This is a genomic window from Roseibaca sp. Y0-43 (assembly GCF_020667835.1).
Classification (GTDB): Bacteria; Pseudomonadota; Alphaproteobacteria; order Rhodobacterales; family Rhodobacteraceae; genus Roseinatronobacter.
In genome coordinates this window covers 134419-149171 of record NZ_JAFMPR010000002.1, presented here as the reverse complement: position 1 = coordinate 149171, position 14753 = coordinate 134419, and the positions used below count along the sequence as shown (strand labels likewise).

Below are 14753 nucleotides of genomic sequence, written 5' to 3'. Positions count from 1 at the left end.
GCCCCGCGAGGGTGGTCAGGCCGACAGGGCTTTGGCAGCGGCGGGTTGGGCCTGCACGACCGGATCGCGCAGCACATAGCCCCGGCCCCAGACGGTTTCGATATAGCTTTCGCCACCCGTCGCTTCGGCCAGTTTCTTGCGCAGCTTGCAGATGAAGACGTCGATGATCTTCAACTCCGGCTCGTCCATGCCGCCATAGAGATGGTTGAGGAACATTTCCTTGGTCAGCGTCGTGCCCTTGCGCAGGCTGAGCAGTTCCAGCATTTGGTATTCCTTGCCGGTCAGATGCACGACCTGCCCCTCGACCTCGACCGATTTGGCGTCGAGGTTCACGTTCAAAAGCCCCGTGCGGATGACCGATTGCGCGTGCCCCTTGCTGCGGCGGATGATGGCGTGGATGCGTGCGACCAGTTCTTCGCGGTGGAAGGGTTTGGTCAGGTAATCATCCGCGCCACCGCCGAAGCCGCGCAGCTTGGTGTCGGTGTCCAGATCGCCCGTCAGAATCAGAACCGGCGTATCCACCCGCGCAACCCGGATCTGGCGCAGCACATCCAGCCCGGCCATGTCGGGCAGGTTCAGGTCCAGCAAGATCAGGTCGTAATCGTATAACTTGCTGAGTTCGACCGCGTCTTCGCCCAGATCGGTGCAATAGACGTTGAAATTGGAATGGGTCAGCATCAGCTCGATCGAGCGGGCGGTGGTCGGGTCGTCTTCAACAAGCAGCACGCGCATAAGGGTTCTCCATTGTCGCCGTTCAGCCCAGTTTTAACCAAAAGCGTTAATTCTAGGTTACCGTGCGTTCATAAAGACCACATACTACCTAAGGTTGTCTATACCTTTGCAGCGCCGTGACTTTCAGCGCCTCTACCCCGTGGCTTTCGACCGCTTTTGCCCAGAGATCGAATTCCTCGTCCGACAGGTCATAGCGTTCCAGCGCGGCCTTGCGCGACAACAGCCCCGCGCCCACCGCCTGCACCACCACCGCCTTGCGGCTGGCAACCCAGCGGCGCGTGTCTTTTGGCGGCAGATCCGCCAATGTCAAAACCGTTCCATCCTCCAGACTGACCGCGCGCGGCCCGTCTACTTTCTTGATATACATTCGGCACCCTCCTTGGTCCTTCACCCGAGTGCCCAGAGAATTGCGCGGGAATGTTAAGCAGAGGTTGAATGCGGGGGTTGAGAATAGAGAGCATTTTCTTATATTTCGCGCTTGTTTTGCCGGAGCCTTCGCCGATGCCCTATGACACGCCGCTGAATTCGCTGGGCCTGCCCAAGCCCGTGGCCGAAACCCGCGTGGTTGTCGCCATGTCGGGGGGCGTGGATTCGTCGGTCGTGGCCGCCGAACTGGCGGCAGAGGGTTATGACGTGGTGGGTGTCACGCTTCAGCTATATGACCATGGCGCGGCCTTGGCCAAGAAGGGCGCGTGCTGCGCGGGCCGCGACATTCACGACGCCCGCCGCGTGGCCGAAGCGATGGGCTTTCCGCATTATGTTCTGGATTACGAATCGCAATTCCGCGAGGCCGTGATCGACGAATTCGCCGATGCTTACTTGGGGGGCGCCACCCCCGTACCCTGCATTCGCTGCAACGAGCGGGTGAAGTTCCGCGACCTGCTGGAAACCGCCAAGGACTTGGGCGCGGACTGCATGGCGACCGGCCATTACATCCAGCGCAAGCCCGGTGCTTTGAAAGCGGAGTTGCACCGCGCCGCCGACCCGGTGCGCGACCAAAGCTATTTCCTGTTTTCCACCACGCAAGAGCAGTTGGATTTCCTGCGCTTCCCCTTGGGCCATCTGGCGACCAAGGCGGAAACGCGCGCGCTCGCCGCGAAACACGGGCTGGCGGTGGCCGACAAGCCCGACAGCCAAGACATCTGTTTCGTGCCCGATGGCAATTATGCCGCCGTGATTGAAAAGCTGCGCCCCGGCGCGGGAGAGCCGGGCGAGATTGTCGATCTGGCAGGAAACGTGCTGGGCGTGCATGAGGGTGTGATCCATTACACGATCGGGCAGCGGCGCGGGCTTGGCATTGGCGGGCTGACGGAACCTTTGTATGTGGTCAAGCTTGACCCCGATGCCCGCCGCGTTGTCGTCGGCCCGAAAGAGGCGCTGGCCACACGCACTGTGCCGGTGCGCGAGATCAACTGGCTGGGCGATGCGCCTTTCGACAGCCAGCAAGAGTGGCACCTGTCGGTCAAGCTGCGCTCGACCCGCCCGCCTGCGCCCGCGATCATCCGGCCCCTGTCGGCAACAGAGGCAGAGGTGGAGTTGCTGACGGCAGAGGAAGGCATCAGCCCCGGACAGGCTTGCGTGTTCTACGATGGCGAAGGCACGCGCGTCTTCGGCGGTGGCTGGATCTGGAAAGGTCGCTGACATCTCTTCCATCGCGGAGGAGGTCTTGCAAGGTGAAGAGGAGGTCCGCGCATGGATAAGCGACCCTTGGTGATGTCTTGCGGCGACCCGTCGGGCATTGGTCCCGAAATTGCGGCCAAGGCTTGGGAAGCTGTGGGGGCAGACTGCCCCTTCGTCTGGCTGGGCGATCCGCGCCATTTGCCGGCGGGCGTGGCGTTCCGGATGGTCGAGGATGTGGCCGATTGCGGCGGCAGCGCCCTGCCCGTCTTGCCGGTCGCCTTCGCAGCCCATGCCCGTGCGGGACAGCCCGACCCCGCCAACGCGGCGGGCGTGATAGAGGCGATCCGCTACGGGGTGGAGCTGGTGCAATCGGGGTCCGCGCGCGGACTTGTGACCTGCCCGATCCACAAGGCGGCGTTGAAATCGGGCGCGGGTTTCGGATTTCCGGGCCATACAGAGTTTCTGGCGCATCTGGCGGGGGTGGACCGCGTGGTGATGATGCTGGCATCCGACGCGCTGCGCGTGGTGCCGGTCACGATCCATATTCCGCTGGCAGAGGTGCCGAGTGCCCTGACGCCCGAATTGCTGGAGCAGACGATCCGCATCACCCATGCGGCGCTGATCCGCGATTTCGGGATCGCCAGCCCGCGTTTGGCCGTGGCTGGGCTGAACCCCCATGCAGGCGAGGATGGCACGATGGGCCAAGAAGATCGCGACCTGATCGCGCCCGTTCTGGACCGCTTGCGCGCCGAGGGGCTGGACCTGCGCGGCCCGCTGCCTGCCGACACCATGTTCCACGGGGCCGCCCGCGCGCGCTATGACGCCGCGATCTGTATGTATCACGATCAGGCGCTGATCCCGATCAAGACGCTTGCCTTCGACGAGGGCGTGAATGTCACGCTGGGGCTGCCCTTCGTGCGAACCTCGCCCGATCATGGCACGGCCTATGACATCGCGGGCAAAGGCGTGGCCAAACCCGACAGCCTGATTGCGGCCATCCGCATGGCGTGGAATATGGGTGCATGATCGACGATTTGCCCCCCTTGCGCGATGTGATCCGCACGCATGATCTGCGCGCGAAGAAAAGCTTCGGGCAGAATTTCCTGCTGGACCTGAACCTGACCGCGCGGATTGCGCGGGCAGCGGGCGATCTGACGGGTGCCGATGTGCTGGAAGTGGGCCCCGGCCCCGGCGGGCTGACGCGTGGGCTGCTGGCAGAGGGCGCGCGCCGGGTGCTGGCGATTGAAAAGGACGCGCGCTGTCTGCCCGCTTTGGCAGAGATAGAGGCCGCCTATCCGGGCCGTCTGAGCGTGATCGAGGGCGACGCGCTGGCAGTCGACCCGCTCGCGCATCTGACACCGCCCATCAAGATCGTGGCGAACCTGCCGTATAACGTGGGCACCGAATTGCTGATCCGCTGGATGACGCCCGACACATGGCCCCCCTTCTGGGACAGCCTGACGCTGATGTTCCAGCGCGAGGTGGCCGAACGGATCGTGGCCAAGCCGGGGTCCAAGGCCTATGGGCGCTTGGCGCTGATGGTGCAATGGCGCGCCGATGCCAAGATCGTGCTGAACCTGCCGCCAGAGGCATTCACGCCGCCGCCCAAGGTCAGCTCTGCCGTGGTCCATATCGTGAAGCGCGACGCCCCGCGTTTTCCGGCAGAGGCGAAGGTGCTGGAGCGCGTGGTCGCCATGGCCTTCAACCAGCGGCGCAAGATGCTGCGCGCGGCGTTGAAAGGGCTGCACCCCGATATTGAAACGCTCTTGCACTCGTCAGGCATTGCGCCGACCGCGCGGGCCGAGGAGATCGGGCTGGAGCAATTCTGCGCTTTGGCGCGGGCGCTGAAGGACAACAGGTAAGGGGCCGAAGATGGCACAGGCAGAATTGCACATAGACTTGGGCGCATTGGCCGCGAATTGGCGGGCGCTGGACGCAATGACCGACGTTGAAACGGCGGCGACCGTCAAGGCCAATGGCTACGGTCTGGGCGCGGGGCGCGTGGCGGATGCGCTGGCCAAGGCAGGCGCGCGCCGCTTCTTCGTGGCCGTCGCCGAAGAGGGCGTGGCGGTGCGCGCGGCCATCGGCCCTGACCTGCCCATCCATGTCTATGGCGGGCATATGGCGGGCGATGCGGGCGTGATCCGCGACGCGGGGCTGATCCCGATGCTGAACTCTGTCGAGCAACTGACCCGCCATTTCGAAGCGCTTCCCGGCCACCCCTTTGGCATCCAACTGGACAGCGGCATGAACCGTTTGGGGATGGAGCCGGACGAATGGGCCTCGGTCGCAGAGATTGCGCTGGCGCAGGCGCCGGCGCTTATCATGTCGCATCTGGCCTGCGCGGATGAGCCTGACCACCCGATGAACACGCAGCAATTGGCCACCTTCCGCGAGCTGACCGATGGCGCGGGCGTGCCGCGCTCGCTCTCGGCCACGGGCGGCGTGCTTTTGGGCCGCGACTATCATTTCGACCTGACGCGTCCCGGCATCGGCCTTTATGGCGGCCTGCCCTTTGCAGAGGCGCAGGCGGTCGTGCGCCTGTCGATCCCGGTGATCCAGACGCGCATCGTGCAGGCTGGCGAAAGCGTGGGCTATGGCAACAGTTTTGTGGCCGACCGCGATCTGAGGGTGGCAACCATCGCGGCGGGCTATGCCGACGGTATTCAGCGCGCGCTGTCGCGGCGTGCCACGCTCTGGGCCGGTGACACGCCCTGCCCGCTTCTGGGCCGCGTGTCGATGGATTTGCTGACGATTGATGTCAGCGCCGTCGATGGCCCGGTCGCGGCGCTGGACCTGATCGGCCCGCATCAAGGCGTGGATGCCTTGGCCGATGTGATTGGCACCATCGGGTATGAGATGCTGACGGGACTGGGGCAGCGGTATAAGCGGGTGTATTCGGAGTAGCGAGGCAACCCGCGACCGCCCGCCCCCCAGGCGGGCGCGGGTTCCCCGCACCCATCTCGGGCGGTCGCGCGTTCTCGCTTTCACTTAGACTGCTTTGGCTGCTGCTTAGCCTCAGCCGACGACCCGGCCCTCTTCCAGCCGCAACATACGGTCCATGCGTTTGGCCAAGTCCATGTTATGCGTGGCAATGAGTGCTGATAGCCCCGTCTCGCGCACAAGGTCCATCAACGCGCCGAAGACCTGGTCGGATGTCGTGGGGTCAAGGTTCCCCGTCGGCTCATCCGCCAGCAACAGCCCCGGCGCATTCGCCAGCGCCCGGCAAAAGGCCACGCGCTGCTGCTCGCCGCCCGACAGCGCCGCGGGCCTGTGGTCGGCGCGCTTGCCCACGCCCACGCGGTCCAGAAGCATCCGCGCGCGGTCGCGGGCCTCGCTGGCCCCCACCCCGTTGGCCAGTTGCGGCAGCACGATGTTTTCCAGCGCCGAGAATTCGGGCAGCAGATGGTGGAACTGGTAGATGAACCCGATCTGCCCGCGCCGCGCCAGCGTGCGCGCATCATCGCCCAGCCGGGTCATGTTGGTGCCATCGACCAACACATCGCCCGTGTCGGGCGTGTCCAGCAGGCCCGCGATATGCAACAGCGTGGATTTGCCCGCGCCAGAGGGCGCGACCAGCGCAACCACCTCGCCCCGGTCCAGCGTGACCGACACATCGCGCAGAACCCGCACCTCATTGGGTTTGCCCGCGTTGTAGGTCTTGCAGATGGCGTTCAGCACCAAGGCCTGATCATTCATAGCGCAATGCCTCGACAGGGTTCATGCGCGCCGCGCGCCGCGCCGGGAAGATGGTGACGATGAACGAGAGCGACAGCGACAGCGCCACCGATTTCAGGACATCCTCCAGCCGCAATTCGGCCGGAAGCGCATAGATGCCGCGAATGGCCGGATCCCAGACCCCGCCGCCAGAGGCGTAGTTCACGAAGCTGAAGATCGGGTCGATATAGATCACGAACAGGCAGCCCAGCACCACGCCCGCGAGCGTGCCGAGCAGCCCGATACTGGCCCCGCAGATGAAGAACACCCGCAAGACCGACCCCTCGGTCAGCCCCATCGTGCGCAAGATGCCGATGTCGCGGCCCTTGTTCTTTACCAGCATGATAAGGCCAGAGATGATGTTCATCGCCGCGATCAGCACAAGGATCGAGAGGATCACGAACATGACGTTATCTTCGACCTCTAGCGCGCGCAGGAAAGAGCCCGCGCTGTCGCGCCATGTCCACAGCATCGCCCGTTCGCCGCCCACGCGCAAAAGCTGAGCGCGCAGCGCGTCGATATTGTCGGGGTCTTCGACCATCACCTCCATCTCGTCGGCCACGCCGTCGCGGTTGAAATAGACCTGCGCCTCGGAAAAGGGCATGTAGACGCGCGTGCGGTCGATGTCGTAGCGCCCGGCGGTGAAGATATAGACCACCTCGTAGGCTGAAATACGCGGGCTTGTGCCGAACGCCGTGCGCACCCCGTCCGGAGAGATCAGCCGAATGCTGTCGCCCACCCCCAGCCCCAGATCGCGCGCCACGCCAGAGCCGATGGCGACCCCGTCCGTGAAACGCGCAATGTCGCCAGAGGCGGTTTCGGGATTGGCCACGCGCGGGATGGTCAGCAGGTCGTCGGGCATGATGCCGAACACCTCGACCCCGGAATTGCGCCCGTTGGCAGACGCCATGACCTGCCCTTTCACCAAGGGCGCGACGCGGGTCACACCGGGAATGGCGGCCAGACGTTCGGCCAGGTCGTCATAGTCTTCGATGACGCGGCTGGTGCGGCCCGCTTCATCCACATGCACCGCCGAATAAACCGTGACATGGGCATTCGCGCCAAGGATCGTATCGACGAATTCGGTGCGAAAGCCGGAGCGCACGGCCAGAACCGCGATCAGCGCGAAAACCGCAAGCGTGATGCCCACGAAGGAAATGATCGACATCACGCTGACGCCGCCTTCGGCGCGGCGCGCGCGCAGGTAGCGCCAGGCGATCATCCATTCGAACGGGGCAAAGGGCGGGGTGTGGTTGGGCATCGTGGGCGGTGGTCCATATGTGGTATACCGCCTGTCTAGCCCCTGCACCGGCCAAGCGCAAAGGCAAAGCACGGCCCCGCGCGGCTCTGCCGCTCACGTCTGCGCGCGATTTCCGAAATTGCATTTCCGCGAAAAGCGTGGTCTGCTTTTCCGCATGGATGCGATCTTCATATGTCTGGCGCTGGCCATGCTGGCCCTGTTCGGGGCGGCAAGCCTTGTGATGGCATGGGCCACGGGGCCATGGGGCGGGCTGGCCTTTGCGGCACTGGGCGTTGCGCTCTGGCGCGCCACGGGCGGCGCAGGCCCGCGTTTGCCGGCGCATGATCCGCAGTTCAACGCCTTGCAACAAGCCCTGTCCCGAAAGCGCTAGCCCAATGCCAAGCTATCTGCGCGGCCAACGCGGCCTGTCCAGCATCACCACCGAATTGCTGGGCATCTACAAGCGCCAGACCGGCGATATTGCCGGCAATGTCACCTATGCCCGCGCGCAACAGGCCGATATGGTCAGCGCGCTGGAAGAGCTGCGCGGCGCGCCCTTGGTGGATTGCGACCTGCTGGAAATCGGCCCCGGACAAACCCGGCTGTTCCTGATGATAACCGGGCTGACGAACCGCGCGGTCGGGGTCGATATGGAACCCACGCCCGACCGGTTGCGCCTGTCGGACCTGTGGCGCATCTGGCGCGAGAACGGCGCCTTGCGCGCGGTCAAGACGTTGGGGCGGCACCTGCTGGGGATCGACCGCAAAACCCGCGCGGAACTGGCGCGCCAGCTTGGGGTGCGCGCGGCGCAGTTGAAAACGACCATCGTGGCGGGCGACGCGCATCACCTGCCCTTCGCTGACAATAGTTTCGACGCGGTCGTCTCGACCTCTGTGTTCGAACATCTGCCCGACCCCGCGCAAGCTGCCGCCGAGGTGGCGCGCGTGCTGCGCCCCGGCGGTGCGGCGCATATGATTACCCATCTTTACACCAGCCATACCGGCGCGCATGACATGCGCCTGTTCGTCGACCCGAAAGCCCTGCCGCCATGGCCGCATCTGCGCGATGCCACGCGCGGGCTGGTGCAGCCCAATTCCTACCTGAACGAGTGGCGGCTGGCCGAGTATCGGCGCGCCTTCGAGGATCACTGGCCGGGCCATGGCGACTGGCTGGGGATAGAGGAATACCCCTCGCAAGCCGATCTGGACGCGTTGCGCGCGGCGGGCGAGTTGCAGGGCTACGCGGACGAGGAATTGCGCGCCTCGGTTCTGGTGACAAGCTGGCGTAAACCGGGCTGACGGCGCGACGGCAGCGCCAAAACCGCCCCCGTCCGGACGTGCTTGCTTGACGGGCACGCCCCGCGCGGCTAGCCACGGATCACATGTAGTTGATCCGGACACCATTCATGACACCCCAAGAAGCCGACCTGCGCACCGCTTACCTTGATCTGATCGGGGCGGTCATTATCAACGAGATCTATAAAGACCCGCCCCTGCGCCGGACATTGGTGCAGAAAATCCGCCGCGCCTTTGGCGGCCATGCCACCCATTCCCGCGCCAAGGAGTTCAACGCCCAGAAGCGCGAAGTGGGTCAGGATTTCCCCTCGGTCGCGCATTCCATGATCGGGCGCAAGCGCATGGCGAACTTGCGCGCGCGCTGCTCTGACGCGATAGAGCGCGGCATTCCCGGAGATTTCATCGAAACCGGCGTGTGGCGGGGCGGTGCCTGCATCTATATGCGCGCGATTCTGAAAGCCTATGGCGACACCGAGCGCAAGGTCTGGGTGGCCGACAGCTTTGCCGGTCTGCCGCCGCCCGACACAAGCGTGCATTCCTATGACAAGGGCGATCGTCATTACAAAGTGCCCGTGCTGGCCGTTTCGCTGGAAGAAGTGCAGAACAATTTCCGCGTCTACGGCCTGCTGGACGATCAGGTGCAGTTCCTGAAAGGTTGGTTCAGCGAGACCCTGCCCACCGCGCCCATCGACAAGCTGGCCGTGCTGCGGCTGGATGGCGACATGTATGACAGCACCATGGACGCGATGAAGGCGCTCTATCACAAGGTCAGCATCGGCGGCACGGTCATCGTCGATGATTACCACGCCGTGCCAGCCTGCCGCAAAGCGGTGCATGATTTTCTGGAAACCCATGCCCCCGACGATATTGCCGATATTCAGGAAATCGACGGCACCGGCGTGTGGTGGGAGCGTCGCCTGAAAACCGCCTGACGCGGAACGGACCGGATAAACAAAGGCGCGGCGGGTTCCTCCCACCGCGCCTTTTTTTCATCCTATGAAGTAACGTCAGCCCTTGGGGCCGATCATGTCCTCGGGGCGCACGACGCGATCGAAGGTCTCTTCATCGACAAACCCAAGCGCGATGGCTTCTTCCTTCAGCGTGGTGCCATTCTTATGCGCGGTCTTGGCGACCTTGGTCGCGTTGTCATAGCCGATGGTGGGCGCCAGTGCCGTCACCAGCATCAGCGATTCCTTCATCAGCTTGTCGATCCGCTCGACATTGGCCTTGGTGCCCACGACCATGTTGTCGGTGAAGCTGCTGGCGGCATCGCCCAAAAGCTGCATGGATTGCAGCACGTTATAGGACATCATCGGGTTATAGACGTTCAGCTCGAAATGACCCTGCGACCCGGCAAAGCCAACCGCCGCGTCATTGCCCATGACATGCGCGCAGACCATGGTCAGGGCTTCGGCCTGCGTGGGGTTGACCTTGCCGGGCATGATGGAACTGCCCGGCTCGTTTTCCGGCAAGATCAGCTCGCCGAGGCCCGAGCGCGGGCCAGAGCCCAGCAACCGCATGTCATTGGCGATCTTGAACAGGCTGGCCGCCACGGTTTTCAGCGCGCCAGAGAACATGACCATCGCGTCATGCGCGGCCAAGGCCTCAAACTTGTTGGGTGCGGTGACAAAGGGCAGATCGGTGATCTTGGCGATATGGGCGGCGACGCCCGTATCCCAGCCCTTGCGCGTGTTCAGACCCGTGCCGACCGCCGTGCCGCCCTGCGCCAGCTCATAAATATGCGGCAGGCACATCTCGACGCGCGCAATGCCCATTTTGACCTGATGCGCATAGCCCGAGAATTCCTGCCCCAGTGTCAGCGGCGTCGCGTCTTGCGTATGGGTGCGGCCGATCTTGATGATGTCCTTGAATTCCTCGGACTTCTCGACCAGCGCAAGGTGCAGCTTGGTCAGACCCGGCAACAGCACATCGCGCGCCAGCATCCCGATTGCGACATGCATCGCGGTCGGGAATGTGTCATTGCTCGACTGGCCCATGTTGCAATGATCGTTCGGATGCACCGGGTCCTTGGACCCCATCATCCCCCCCAGAATTTCGATCGCGCGGTTCGAGATCACCTCGTTCGCGTTCATGTTGCTTTGCGTGCCCGACCCGGTTTGCCACACCACCAGCGGGAAATTATCGTCGAACTTGCCCTCGAACACTTCGGTTGCGGCCTGCACGATGGCCCCGCCGCGGCGGTCGTCCAGCGTGCCCTGTTCCATGTTGACCAGCGCGCAGGCCCATTTGATCGCCCCCAGCGCGCGGATGATCGGCACCGGCTGACGTTCCCAGCCGATGGGGAAATTCAGGATGGATCGCTGTGTCTGTGCGCCCCAATACTTGTCGGCGGGCACCTCCAGCGGGCCAAAGCTGTCGGTTTCGGTGCGGGTCTGGGTCATGGCGGCGCTCCTTGCGGCTGATTTGCCTTCGCTTAGCGCCAGAGCGCGCGAAGATCAATCGGCATACCGCCGCATACCGCTATTTCCGGAACTGATCCAGACTGACGACATCCGCGCTTTTCTCTTCGCGCGGGGCGTCTTCCATCATCGGCGCTTCGATGTCGTCGTCATCCTCTTCGTCGTCGTCATCATGCTGCAACTCGAACCGCAGCCCGAATTCGACCGACGGGTCCACGAAGGTCGAGATGGCGTCGAAAGGGATATACAAAGGTTCCGGCGAGTTGCCGAAATTGAGCGTGATGGCAAAGCCGTTCGGGTCCACGACAAGGTTTTCGAACCAATGCTGCACGACCAGCGTGATCTCATCCGGGTAACGCTCACGCAGCCAGTCGGCCATTTGCATGTCCGGGTGCTCGGTATCGACGGTGATGAAGAAATGATGCTCGCCCGGCAGACCATCTTGCGCGACACGCTCCATGACCGACCGGATCAGGCCGCGCATGGCGTCATGCATCAGGTTGCCATAGTCGATTTCGCCGCTCATACTGGTTCGCCCTTCAATCCTTCTGCGCCCACCATACCCAACTGTGACCCGATTGAAAGGGGCGCTGTGCGACTGCAGCAGAAAATGCAGGAGGAAAGTGCAGGCTTCTGTTGCCAGGTGCCTGCGAACCCCGCCTTACGCTGCTAGGCGCAAGGGCTTAAGTTTCGGTCTTGTGACAGCTTACGCTGCGACTGCGACCGGAGCACGGTTGTCATTTGCAACTGTACGTTTTGCACCGATAACGGTGGTGGCTCACCGAGGCAAAGCTAACCCCTTTACACGTTCGTCGATCCTGTTTCGGCCCCAGAATCCCCAAATGAAGGATATTGGTGGAGCCGCCGGGTACCGCCCCCGGGTCCGATCCGCTTATTCCGAGCGCGTTTATGCCCATAGTCCCTTGCGAGACACCTCAGATGTAAGCGCGGTGCGCGCGTGATGCAAGGGTGTGCACTTCCGCATTTCGTGATCGCGGGGCAGCGTGTCGGGCTTGCCTTTTTGAGAATGAATTGCATTTTCTTTGCTATTGCGAGTTATTCGCAACTCACCTATGTTCCAACCGAAGGAGATACCTATCCATGCGTGCCGCGACACGTTTCCTGTCCAGCCTCGCCCTTGCGGTCTTGGCCGCCCTGCCCGCCGCTGCCCAGGACCGGCTGGAGGTGGTGGCGACCACCGGCATGATCGCCGACACCGCCCGCGCCATCGGTGGCGATCTGGTCGAGTTGACCGCGCTGATGGGTCCGGGTGTGGACCCCCACGCCTTCCGCCAGACGCGCACTGACATCGTGGCGCTGGCGCAGGCCGATCTGGTGCTGTGGAACGGATTGTTCCTTGAAGCGCAAATGGAGGATTTCCTGCTGGAACTAGGCGAGACCGGGCATGTCGTGGCCGTGGCCGAGACCATTCCGCAAGACCGCCTGCTCGCACATGAGGATTACGAGGGCCGCTTCGACCCGCATGTCTGGATGGACCCGACACTTTGGTCAGAGGTCAGCCTCGTGGTCCGGGATGCCCTGATCGAGGCACATCCCGAAGGCACAGACACGTTCACCGCGAATGCCGACGCTTTTCTGGCGCAGCTTGAGCAGCTTGAGACCTATTCGCGCGATGTGCTGTCCTCTGTGCCCGAAAGCGCGCGGGTGCTGCTGAGCGCGCATGACGCGTTCGGCTATTTCGGCGCGGCCTACGGGTTCGAGGTGGTCGGCATTCAAGGTATCTCGACCGTGTCCGAGGCCGGGTTGCAACGCATTTCCGAACTGGTCGATATGCTGGTCGCGCGCGACATTCGCGCGGTGTTCGTCGAAACCTCGGTCAGCGACCGCAACATTCGCGCGCTGATCGAAGGGGCCGCCGCCCAAGGCCACGAGGTCACGATCGGCGGCGCGCTTTATTCCGACGCGATGGGCCAGGAAGGCACCTATGAGGGAACTTATATCGGCATGATCGATTCCAACGTGACCACCATCGCCCGCGCGCTGGGCGGCACCGCCCCTGAGGCCGGATTGACAGGATCGCTGACGCAATGACCGCCCTGCCCGCCCATAGCCCTCTTGCCGTGCGCGGGTTGAGTGTAACCTATGGCGACAAACCCGCCGTCGAGGATGTGGATGCCACCTTCCCGGCGGCGGCGCTTTCGGCCATCATCGGGCCGAACGGGGCGGGCAAATCCACCTTCCTGAAAGCCTGCCTTGGCGTGGTCCCGCGCCTGAGCGGCGAGGTCGCGATTTTCGGCCAGACTTTTGAGGACGCGCGCGCCCGCGTCGCCTATGTGCCGCAACGTGCGAGCGTGGATTGGGATTTCCCGGCCACCGTGCTGGACGTGGTGCAGATGGGCCAATACCGCCGCGCGGGCCTGTGGGGCCGCTTGTCGGGCGCGGCACGCGTGCAGGCGCTGGCCTGTCTGGACCGCGTGGGCATGACCGATTTCGCCAAACGCCAGATCGGGCAACTCTCTGGCGGGCAACAACAGCGGGTGTTTCTGGCGCGCGCCTTGGCGCAAGAAGCCGATCTTTACCTGCTGGACGAACCGTTTGCGGGCGTCGATGCCGCAACCGAGCGCGCCATTGTCGAGGTGCTGCGTAGCCTGCGCGCGGCCGGCAAATCGGTGATCGCGGTGCACCATGATCTGGCCACCGTGGCCGAGTATTTCGACCATGTGTTCCTCATCAACGTCACGCGCCGGGCCGAGGGGCCGGTCGCGACCGCCTTCACCGCCGAAACGCTGCACGCGACCTATGGCGGGCGCTTGGCGCCGATGGGCACAGGCCTACGCAGCCAAGAGGCCGCCGAATGACGCAATTCTGGGACGCGCTGACGCTGCAAGCGGGCTATAACGCCGCGCTGGTGGCGCTTGGCGCGGCCATGCTGGGCTTGGCTGCGGGTGCGGCGGGCAGTTTCGTGACCTTGCGCAAACGCGCGCTCGTCTCGGACGCGACCGCGCATTCGTCGCTGCCGGGCATTGTGCTGGCCTTCATGCTCATGGTTGCCATGGGGGGCGAGGGCCGCGCGCTCTTCGGGCTGCTGACAGGCGCGGCGCTCAGCGGGTTGACGGGGCTTCTGGTCATCTCTTGGATCACCCGCCGCACCCGCCTGGCCGAAGATGCGGCCATGGGTGCCGTCCTTGGCACGTTTTTCGGCCTTGGCATCGTGCTGCTGACCGTGGTGCAGAACATGCGCGCGGGGCGGCAGGCGGGGCTGGAAGAGTTCCTGCTGGGCGCGACCGCCGGAATGCTGCGCGAGGATGCGATCCTGATCGCGCTGGGCGGGGCCATGGTTCTGGGCGTTTGCTGGGCAATGCGCCGCCCCATGACGTTGGTCGCGTTCGATGCGCCCTATGCCGCCACGCTGGGCTATAACACCCGCGCGATCGACCTGCTGATCATGGGGCTGGCCATGGCCGTGACCGTCATAGGGCTGAAGCTGGTGGGGCTGGTGCTGATCGTGGCGCTGTTGATTATCCCGCCCGTCGCCGCGCGGTTCTGGACCGAAAGCGCTGCGCGCATGGTCTGGATCGCGGGCGGTATCGGTGGCGCGGGGGCGTATCTGGGGGCGGCCATCTCGGCCAGCGCGCCGAACCTGCCCACCGGCCCGATCATTGTTCTGGTGCTGACCGCCGGGTTCACGCTGTCAATGCTGCTGGCCCCCGCACGCGGCACGCTCTGGGCCGCGCTGCGCCATGCACGGATGCGCCGTCGCCTGCAACG

At 64.1% G+C, this 14753-nt stretch carries 15 protein-coding genes, 1 other RNA gene and 1 pseudogene; 10 read left to right on the top strand and 7 right to left on the bottom strand.

All coding sequences use genetic code 11. The features are described from left to right. Positions 1-15: 15 nt before the first annotated feature. Positions 16-732: a response regulator transcription factor CtrA gene (gene ctrA, locus J1C52_RS03040; protein ID WP_227426451.1), complete on the bottom strand. Its 717-nt coding sequence runs from the start codon at positions 730-732 to the stop codon at positions 16-18. 88 nt (positions 733-820) lie between these two features. Further along, positions 821-1099, bottom strand: a complete 279-nt coding sequence (locus J1C52_RS03035; protein ID WP_227426450.1) for a DUF1153 domain-containing protein — start codon at positions 1097-1099, stop codon at positions 821-823. Between the two features lie 134 nt (positions 1100-1233). Between J1C52_RS03035 and mnmA the strand changes: the two genes are divergently transcribed. The 4 genes from mnmA to alr are packed head-to-tail and all read left to right on the top strand — an operon-like array spanning position 1234 to position 5259. Then, positions 1234-2373 (top strand): tRNA 2-thiouridine(34) synthase MnmA, encoded by a 1140-nt coding sequence (gene mnmA, locus J1C52_RS03030; RefSeq protein ID WP_227426449.1) that lies wholly within the window; start codon positions 1234-1236, stop codon positions 2371-2373. A gap of 51 nt (positions 2374-2424) precedes the next feature. Continuing rightward, a complete protein-coding gene (gene pdxA, locus J1C52_RS03025; protein ID WP_227426448.1) occupies positions 2425-3378 on the top strand; it encodes a 4-hydroxythreonine-4-phosphate dehydrogenase PdxA in 954 nt (317 codons plus the stop codon). Beyond that, a complete protein-coding gene (gene rsmA, locus J1C52_RS03020; protein WP_227426447.1) occupies positions 3375-4214 on the top strand; it encodes a 16S rRNA (adenine(1518)-N(6)/adenine(1519)-N(6))-dimethyltransferase RsmA in 840 nt (279 codons plus the stop codon). The genes pdxA and rsmA overlap by 4 nt, the downstream gene beginning before the upstream one ends. A 10-nt stretch (positions 4215-4224) precedes the next feature. Next, the gene (gene alr, locus J1C52_RS03015; protein ID WP_227426446.1) at positions 4225-5259 is read left to right on the top strand and encodes an alanine racemase; all 1035 of its coding nucleotides are present in this window, start codon (positions 4225-4227) and stop codon (positions 5257-5259) included. Positions 5260-5370: 111 nt separating this feature from the next. Here alr and J1C52_RS03010 read toward each other — a convergent pair whose 3' ends face one another. Together J1C52_RS03010 and J1C52_RS03005 are read right to left on the bottom strand one after the other, a co-directional pair. Further along, entirely contained in the window at positions 5371-6051 is a 681-nt protein-coding gene (locus J1C52_RS03010; protein WP_227426445.1) for an ABC transporter ATP-binding protein, read from the bottom strand. Then, positions 6044-7330 carry a lipoprotein-releasing ABC transporter permease subunit gene (locus J1C52_RS03005; protein ID WP_227426444.1) on the bottom strand — a complete coding sequence of 429 codons (1287 nt, stop codon included), beginning with the start codon at positions 7328-7330 and terminating at the stop codon, positions 6044-6046. Before J1C52_RS03005 ends, J1C52_RS03010 begins: the two co-directional genes overlap by 8 nt. A 154-nt stretch (positions 7331-7484) precedes the next feature. Here J1C52_RS03005 and J1C52_RS03000 point away from each other — a divergent pair, with 154 nt between their 5' ends. The 3 genes from J1C52_RS03000 (at position 7485) to J1C52_RS02990 (ending at position 9536) form a co-directional block, all read left to right on the top strand. After that, a complete protein-coding gene (locus J1C52_RS03000) occupies positions 7485-7700 on the top strand; it encodes a hypothetical protein (protein ID WP_227426443.1) in 216 nt (71 codons plus the stop codon). A gap of 4 nt (positions 7701-7704) precedes the next feature. After that, the gene (locus J1C52_RS02995) at positions 7705-8607 is read left to right on the top strand and encodes a class I SAM-dependent methyltransferase (protein ID WP_227426442.1); all 903 of its coding nucleotides are present in this window, start codon (positions 7705-7707) and stop codon (positions 8605-8607) included. A gap of 107 nt (positions 8608-8714) precedes the next feature. Next, positions 8715-9536, top strand: coding sequence for a TylF/MycF family methyltransferase (locus tag J1C52_RS02990; RefSeq protein ID WP_227426441.1), 822 nt, complete (start codon positions 8715-8717; stop codon positions 9534-9536). Between the two features lie 75 nt (positions 9537-9611). Here the strand turns inward: J1C52_RS02990 and fumC are convergent, their stop codons facing one another. The 3 genes from fumC to ssrA form a co-directional block, all read right to left on the bottom strand. Then, on the bottom strand, positions 9612-11006 hold the full coding sequence (fumC, locus tag J1C52_RS02985; RefSeq protein WP_227426440.1) for a class II fumarate hydratase: 1395 nt from the start codon (positions 11004-11006) through the stop codon (positions 9612-9614). 79 nt (positions 11007-11085) lie between these two features. Beyond that, positions 11086-11550: an SspB family protein gene (locus J1C52_RS02980; protein WP_227426439.1), complete on the bottom strand. Its 465-nt coding sequence runs from the start codon at positions 11548-11550 to the stop codon at positions 11086-11088. Positions 11551-11646: 96 nt separating this feature from the next. Then, positions 11647-11995: a transfer-messenger RNA gene (gene ssrA / locus J1C52_RS02975) on the bottom strand. Positions 11996-12125: 130 nt separating this feature from the next. Between ssrA and J1C52_RS02970 the strand changes: the two genes are divergently transcribed. The 3 genes and pseudogenes from J1C52_RS02970 to J1C52_RS02960 all read left to right on the top strand — a co-directional run. Next, the gene (locus J1C52_RS02970; RefSeq protein WP_227426438.1) at positions 12126-13076 is read left to right on the top strand and encodes a metal ABC transporter solute-binding protein, Zn/Mn family; all 951 of its coding nucleotides are present in this window, start codon (positions 12126-12128) and stop codon (positions 13074-13076) included. Continuing rightward, positions 13073-13843 (top strand): metal ABC transporter ATP-binding protein, encoded by a 771-nt coding sequence (locus J1C52_RS02965; RefSeq protein WP_227426437.1) that lies wholly within the window; start codon positions 13073-13075, stop codon positions 13841-13843. Before J1C52_RS02970 ends, J1C52_RS02965 begins: the two co-directional genes overlap by 4 nt. Then, a pseudogene (locus J1C52_RS02960) lies at positions 13840-14748 on the top strand (metal ABC transporter permease); the annotation flags it as partial. The gene J1C52_RS02965 and the pseudogene J1C52_RS02960, both read left to right, overlap by 4 nt. Between the last annotated feature and the right edge of the window lie 5 nt (positions 14749-14753).